Origin of the sequence: Falsiroseomonas sp. E2-1-a20, from assembly GCF_051433195.1 — a bacterium.
Lineage (GTDB): Bacteria > Pseudomonadota > Alphaproteobacteria > Acetobacterales > Acetobacteraceae > Falsiroseomonas.
In genome coordinates this window covers 1-6,445 of sequence record NZ_JBHMFT010000094.1, presented here as the reverse complement: position 1 = coordinate 6,445, position 6,445 = coordinate 1, and the positions used below count along the sequence as shown (strand labels likewise).

Annotated in this window: 6 protein-coding genes; 2 read left to right on the top strand and 4 right to left on the bottom strand. The window is 66.2% G+C overall.

The genetic code is table 11. The annotated features are described in order from the left end of the window. The coding region (locus tag ACFHPP_RS30115) for a recombinase family protein (RefSeq protein WP_437166921.1) at positions 1-318 on the top strand (318 nt) is incomplete at its 5' end. A gap of 423 nt (positions 319-741) precedes the next feature. Beyond that, positions 742-1,491 (top strand): hypothetical protein, encoded by a 750-nt coding sequence (locus ACFHPP_RS30110; protein WP_437166920.1) that lies wholly within the window; start codon positions 742-744, stop codon positions 1,489-1,491. A gap of 859 nt (positions 1,492-2,350) precedes the next feature. On the opposite strand, the gene ACFHPP_RS30105 is transcribed toward ACFHPP_RS30110, so the two are convergent. From ACFHPP_RS30105 to ACFHPP_RS30090, 4 genes are all read right to left on the bottom strand, one after another. Further along, the gene (locus tag ACFHPP_RS30105) at positions 2,351-4,024 is read right to left on the bottom strand and encodes a hypothetical protein (protein WP_437166919.1); all 1,674 of its coding nucleotides are present in this window, start codon (positions 4,022-4,024) and stop codon (positions 2,351-2,353) included. Between the two features lie 3 nt (positions 4,025-4,027). Continuing rightward, positions 4,028-4,459, bottom strand: coding sequence for a hypothetical protein (locus tag ACFHPP_RS30100; protein WP_437166918.1), 432 nt, complete (start codon positions 4,457-4,459; stop codon positions 4,028-4,030). Between the two features lie 11 nt (positions 4,460-4,470). Continuing rightward, positions 4,471-5,868 (bottom strand): DEAD/DEAH box helicase, encoded by a 1,398-nt coding sequence (locus tag ACFHPP_RS30095; RefSeq protein ID WP_437166917.1) that lies wholly within the window; start codon positions 5,866-5,868, stop codon positions 4,471-4,473. A 289-nt stretch (positions 5,869-6,157) separates the two neighbouring features. Next, positions 6,158-6,445, bottom strand: a 288-nt coding sequence (locus ACFHPP_RS30090) for a hypothetical protein (RefSeq protein WP_437166916.1), incomplete at its 5' end; no start/stop codon positions are given.

Here is a 6,445-nt window from a genome sequence, read left to right as displayed (position 1 = left end):
CACGGGCGGATGATGGCGACCGTGCTCGCCGGCGTTGCCGAGTTCGAGCGCGAGCTGACGCGGGAGCGCATCCGCTCCGGCATCGCCGCGGCCAAGGCGCGCGGCAAGCGGCTCGGCCGGCAGCCTGGACAGCGCCCAAAGTCTGACCGCCTCGCGCCCAAGGTCCTCGCCCTCGTCGCCGAGGGCCACAGCTATCGCCCCATCGGGCGGGAGGTGGGGTTGAGCAAGAACACGGTGGTCGGGATTGTCGCCAGGGCCCGTACTTCCGCGCTGGGCGGCACGAGCAGCGCCGCGGCGGGCGTGCTGCCGGGGTGCTGATCACAACCAATCTGGTCGTTCTTGTGGGCGCTCTCCTGGTTGCTTTGTGTCAGGGCAGACCGGATTGGCGCTTGCTTGGTCGCACTCGGCATCTGGCTGCACGTCCTTGAGCCCACGGTCGCGGCGACCCAGCCCCTATTCCCGCACCCTCGCGAAGGCCGAAAAGCTGCGGGAGAGGGGTGCGGGAGAGGGGGGGTGCGGGAATAACGGGATCCGGAATGAAAGTGGGGCGATTGCCGCTGGTCGACGACCGGCACCACGACCGTGGACGCTTCTCTTCCCCCCCAGCCTGATGGCTCCTGCCGTTTGCGGATGCCTCCATCCCCTGCAGCCGGGGCAAGAGGGGAGAGGGTCACCTCGATCTCGACTCCGGCCAGAGCGCAATGTTCCCTCCATAGGGTAGGAGCCGAATGTGAAGTGACCATGCCCGCTGAGACAGAGCCCAAGAACCCTCCGGACGCCACCCTCCTGGCCGAGGTGGCCGAGGCCCTTGACCAGACCGCCAGCTCCCACAGGGCCGGCGCCTCCAGGGCAGCCTGCGCGGCGGCCGTACTGCGGGGCGATGCCGCGCCGGTCGGAGGAGAGGTCGCGCGCGCCCGCCTTGCCCATCTGGCACTGCGGATGCTGGCGCAGCCGGAGGCCGCTGCCCGGCCGGACGGGGTGGCGCGCTTCATGTGGCAGCAGCACGGCCATCTCCGGGAAGCTCCGCTCGATCTCGTCCGCACCGTGGTGGGCGCGGAGCAGATGCGTCGGCTTGTGGAGCGGGAGCCCCCGCTGGGGCGGCCTGACCCGGCCCGGGTCGCCGCCGCGGCGCAGCTGGACGACCTTACGGCCGAGGAGGCCTTCGCCGCCTATGCAGCCGGCCATATCGGCAGCCCGTGGGTGAGGGCCATCACCGGCCTGCGCAGCCTCTATGGCATCATGACGGCGCTGACGCAGCGTGACCTCAGGCTGCCTACCAAGCCCAGCCCAGTGGGCCCCGACCGCGATGACCGCGACCTGCTGTGGGAGGACATGAGCGGTCGCGAGGATCCCACCCTTATAGCCGAGGACGGCCACTATGCCCGTCGCCCGGCGCCGCCGCCCGGGTCGGAGCTGGAGGCGCCTGGCCCTCCGTGGTGCCGGCGACGCCAGCAGCCTGGCGGCCCAGGAAAGCGTCGCGGCGGCACTTGACGCCGAGGTCACGCAGCAGCTGGCGCAGGCGGATCGCGCCGCGGCGGCTGCGGCGGCGGTTGGCGGCGAGGATGCCCAGGCACAGCTTGCTGCCTGGAGCGTGCTGATGATGCGGCGCATGGAGGAGGAGCACCGGGCCGAAGGGGCCGCGATGTTCCTGCTGCAGCCGCTGATCGACCCGGAGAGCCCCCCTCCATTCGAGGAGTGGGGCGACGGAGCCCTGGAGCTGGCGCGGACGGCGGAGGGTGCCGAGCGGGTCGAGCGCTGGCTGGCGCCGGACGAGGACACACCCATAAGCACGGCGCAGGGACGACCCTGCACACGGGTCCCGCCGCCAAGGAGGCGTTCCTCGCCTACGCCGAAGGCGCATCGACAGCCGGCACCTGATGGAGGTCACCGGGCTCGACCGGATCGTCGATGTGTGGGGCCAGTTGTACATGCGTGGGCTGCGACTGCCCCTCGTGCCCACTCCCCGTTGGCCCAGGGCGCGACGATCGCGATCTGCTGGGGGAAAGCATGACCTGCAGGCGGGATAACCCGTCGTCCGCGGCGGACGGATCAGGCAGGTGATGCAGCGCCGCCTAGTGACACTGTCCCGGCTGTCCCGCTTGAGTGCTGGTGAGCGGGACAGCGCAACTCGCGGAAATCTGCGGTTTGTCCCGCTTGTCCCACCTGTCCCACTAAATACAGGAATAGAGGTATAGAGGGACACCTGCGCATCTCTATGGTTATGGGTGCGCCGGGACAACCGGGACAACCGGGACACGATTGTAATCGTTGGGTTTTTCTGTCCCGGTCTGTCCCGCTTTGGTGGGAACCTGAACAGATGGCGAGTTTTCTGCCTGTCACGCCCTCGATGTCATATGCCTTCCCCTCTGAGCACCGCAAGCGGCAATGAAAGCGCCTTGTCTTTACGGTAGCTGTCGAAACGCACCTCGACACCGCGCTTGGCGCCGGGCATCCGGGCTAGGGTTGTCGACCAGCTTGAGCCCCATGGCGTGCTGCGGAACAACTGAGCCACCTCGGTGCTGCGGTTGCCGACGAGAAGGCGCTCATCCATCACCCGCATGCTCATCCGGCGCAGGTGCTCCTTAGCCTCGAGGTGTCCAATTCCTTCAGTCTCCACAGTGATGGCGCCGAGCAGTTCAGACACGCTAAACAATTCGGTGCGGCCTGCAGTGGTGCGACGCATGGCCTCGGCCTGCATGAGGTGTGCGAGCGCACGTTCCCACTCCGGGGCGGCGCGGGCCTCGGCGGCAGCGGTCTTCACCCACTCGCGGCCTTCGACGATCTTGGCGGCCTCCTCGGGAGTGATCTGTCGGGCGTTAACCAGGGCAAGCTGGCCGGCGATCAGCGTGCCGAGGGTGTCACCGGCGCGGCGTCCTGCGCCGGTGCGGGCGATCGCGTCGGCGAGGGTTTCAGCATTGGCGCGGATGATTGGAGCCATTGCCAGGAGGCGTGCCAGGAGACGTCCACAGAAGTTGGGAACCATGGCTTCGGCGTGGGCAATCTTCAGAGCGGCAAACTGATCGGGGTTACCCTCGACCAGGGTGAGGACGGCGAAGCGACTTTCATCGGCTGCCTGAGTGAGTCCAACGTTGATGGACGCGAACAAGAAGCTGGCGCGGAGCAATTGGCGGCGGCTGCCACCGTCCTGAGTGCCCTTCACAATCGCTGCGCCGTGCTCGCTGCTGGCCTGACGGGCGAGGTCGATCACCTGCTGAATTCGACCGCGGTCCTGCTCAGATTGCGTCTCGGCTTCGTCAAACAGCACCGGCCGCGCGTCCTGGCCAAGTTCGCCGCGAATGCCAGCCTCGGAGGTCTTGCCCTGCACCAGCAGGGCGAAGGAGCCAAAAGCTGGGATCAGGATGTTGTCCATGATCCAGGTCTTGCCGCCGCCAGCCTCACCGGTCAGCCAAAGATGCGGGCGCCATGCGAGGACGCCGCCGATGAGGGCAGAGACGATCCAGCCAGCGAACAGACTGCCGTCACGGATCGGGTCGGACCAGGACAGCGACCGACATAGGGCGAGAAAGCTGCGTGACTCAGCGTCAGTGAGCGGCTCGCCGAGCGTGATGTTGAGGGGTTGGGCTTGCTCGTAGATGTAGCGGCTGCGGTGGTCGGTGAGCTGGGTCGCCTTACCATCGACCAGGAGGTGGTCGCCAAGATGCATCACGAGGCGACCATCGTCGAGCCAGACTCCGCGTCCGCGTCGTGCATCGGGGTCGAACACCCCGACGGCGTAGCATTCGCGGATAAGCGCACTGGCGGCATCACGGGTGTTGAAGGACTCGCGGCCGGGATAGGCGCCCTCAAGCCAGCGGAGCGAGGCGAGTTGCAGCAGTTCACCGGTCGAGGACAGGTCCCTGGAGGAGAGAGCGAGCACCTGTCGGCCCTCGCTCGTGTAGAAGAAGAACTTGCCGCGATCGTGGCCGAGGCATTGGAAAGGCCTGGCGCCCGTAACGCGGGAGCTTGGCAACGCTACCTGTTGCTTGGCCTTCTCGAACAGGATTCCGAAGGATTTATCGAGCATGCATCACCCCTTGGGGATCGAGCGAAGGCCGATGAGGCGTGCAATCCGGCTGGCAGCATGGCCATAGCTGCAGGACCAGCGAAGCATCCCTAGGCTGATGAGGTCGTCGCCGCGCTGGCTGCCGTCGGACGTGCGCCACTCGCCGTCGTAGGTGTCAACCGCGATGACTTGGTAGAGCTTGTCCAGCATCACCAGGACATCAGAGTCGCGCATGGCCTGATTAACGAGCGCCATGGCAGCGCGATGGCTCGATGGCGTCTTTGGACCGGACCGGAGATAGTCGGGCTGCCACCAGACGATGGCCCCGCGAGACACGGTGTCGAGTGGTGTGATGAAGCCCATGCCTGCCATGACGCGGGCGATGTTGGCGGTGTTGATCAGCGCCTCGTCGTTGACGGCAAACCACATAGGCTTGGCAGCGCCAGAGGCTTTCATAATTGCTGCGCTCATGCGCTGGCCCGGCGCTGACGCCGCTGGCGCTGGTGCCAGACCCAGCCGGCATCGTAGCCCCGTTGCCTGGCGATACCGGGAAGATCTGCGTCCGTGGCGCCACTGAGAACCTGCGACAGCGGCAGGTGTTTGCCCCACTGCCGGTTCATCTCTTCGGTCACCTCGGACAACTCGCCGGCAACCTGTTCAATCTGGCGCTTCGCAACCGGGTAGACGGAGCCGCATACGGGGCAGGCCGGAATCGGTGAATGAACTGAGCGGCACTCGGGACACTGGCGAACAGGCGGCTTGGTCTCCTCCTTGGTCTTGCGCGGGCGACCCTCGAGGCTCCACGAGCGCTCTGCATCGGGCGGGCCGTGGCGCAGCGTATTACCTGCGTGATCGAGAACGAGGAGGTGCGTTTTCCCCGGCGCGGGACGAAGACCACGGCCGACCTGTTGCAGGAAGAGGCCGAGGCTCTGAGTAGGCCGCATCAGGATCACGGCGCAGACCGCCGGGACGTCAAGGCCTTCGCTGATCAGATCGCAGCTGCAGAGCACTTGCACCGCGCCGGTTGCGAGACCGCCAATGGCCGCGTCGCGCTCGGCCTGGGCAGTCTGTCCAGATACCGCAACCGAGCGCCAGCCGTCGGCGCGGAACGCCTCGGCCATGGCCTCGGCGTGCGCCACGTTGGGGGAGAACAGGATCGCCGGCATGCCGGCTGCATGACGCCGGTAATGCGCCACGGCGTCGCCAACCAGACAAGGCGCGCCCATGGCGTTTGCGAGCGCGCTGCTCTCGTAGTCGCCGTCCTTGGTCGGTACGCCGGAGAGGTCCGGTGCCTCGGCCGGAGCAAAAATGCGCGTCGGGACTAAAAAGCCGCCGGCGACGAGTTCCGCTATTGTGGGGCCCATCACCAAAGCATCGAAGCAGCCGCCGGCAGCAACGCCGAGCCCGCGGCCATCCAGGCGTTCCGGCGTGGCGGTGACGCCGAGCAGGCGCGCTTTGGGATAAGCTTTTATGATCGCGGCCCACTGACCTGCGACGGCGTGATGCGCCTCGTCCACCACGATAAGGTGCGGCGCCTCGTGCTTATGACCAAGGCGGCGTCGCAACGTCTGCACGCTTGCGACCTGCACCAGATCGCGCGTGGGCGTGAAGCCCGGGGCGATGATGCCATGCTCGACGCCGGCCTCGTAGAGCTTATTGCTTGCCTGCCGGATCAGCTCGTGCCGATGCACCAGGATGAGTACGCGGTTGCCAAGTCCGGCTGCCGAATTTGCAATGTAGGAGAATATGATTGTCTTTCCGCCGCCGGTGGCCATCACGAACAGCACAGCGCGGGCGCCAGATCTGTAGGCCTTGCGCACGCGCTCGATGGTAGTCAGTTGGTACGGGCGAAGGGTGATGCTCACATTTGCATCGTCGTTTAGGCGCGGGTGCAGGGTGGCGTGGAATGCGCCAAGTGCTGAGACATCAGCGGACGAGCCCAAGCCAGCAGGGCGTCGAAAATCAGGCGTCGGAACCGCAGCCGTTAGGCCGTGCGGCATCGACCGGTAAATCCGGTGGTGGGGGTGCATATATACGCTCCGTAGGAGCGGCTGAGCTTGAATCGCGGCCTGGGAGAGGCTATTGCACCATGTGTCGCACAGTACTTCGCCTACCCGCAGCCCGCGTGGCCTTCAGCCGCGCGGGTTGCTCTGTTTAGGCAACGGCCTTCGAGCGGGGTGCGCTGATTTTTGCCGATGGCAGTGAGGCTGCGAAGCTTTGCAGTGACGCGACATCGATCAGCGTCTTGTTGCCCAACTTCCGCGCGGTAACCGCGCCTTTGCCGATCAGCACATAGAGGAGCGACCGCTTAACGCCGATCATCCAGCAGGCTTCTGGCACAGATGCTAGCAAAGGTCCGACGCCTGCTCCCTCGAAGCTACCCGTCTTCATGTTCCTCACCGTCCACCTCAATCCGTTTGGATGAGGCGAAGATGGAGGTGT

What these genes read in the sequence shown, in the direction of transcription:
- ACFHPP_RS30105 (WP_437166919.1), bottom strand. Translation starts at nt 4,024, where the DNA reads ATGCTCGATAAATCCTTCGGAATCCTGTTCGAGAAGGCCAAGCAACAG.
- ACFHPP_RS30100 (WP_437166918.1), bottom strand. Translation starts at nt 4,459, where the DNA reads ATGAAAGCCTCTGGCGCTGCCAAGCCTATGTGGTTTGCCGTCAACGAC.
- ACFHPP_RS30110 (WP_437166920.1), top strand. Translation starts at nt 742, where the DNA reads ATGCCCGCTGAGACAGAGCCCAAGAACCCTCCGGACGCCACCCTCCTG.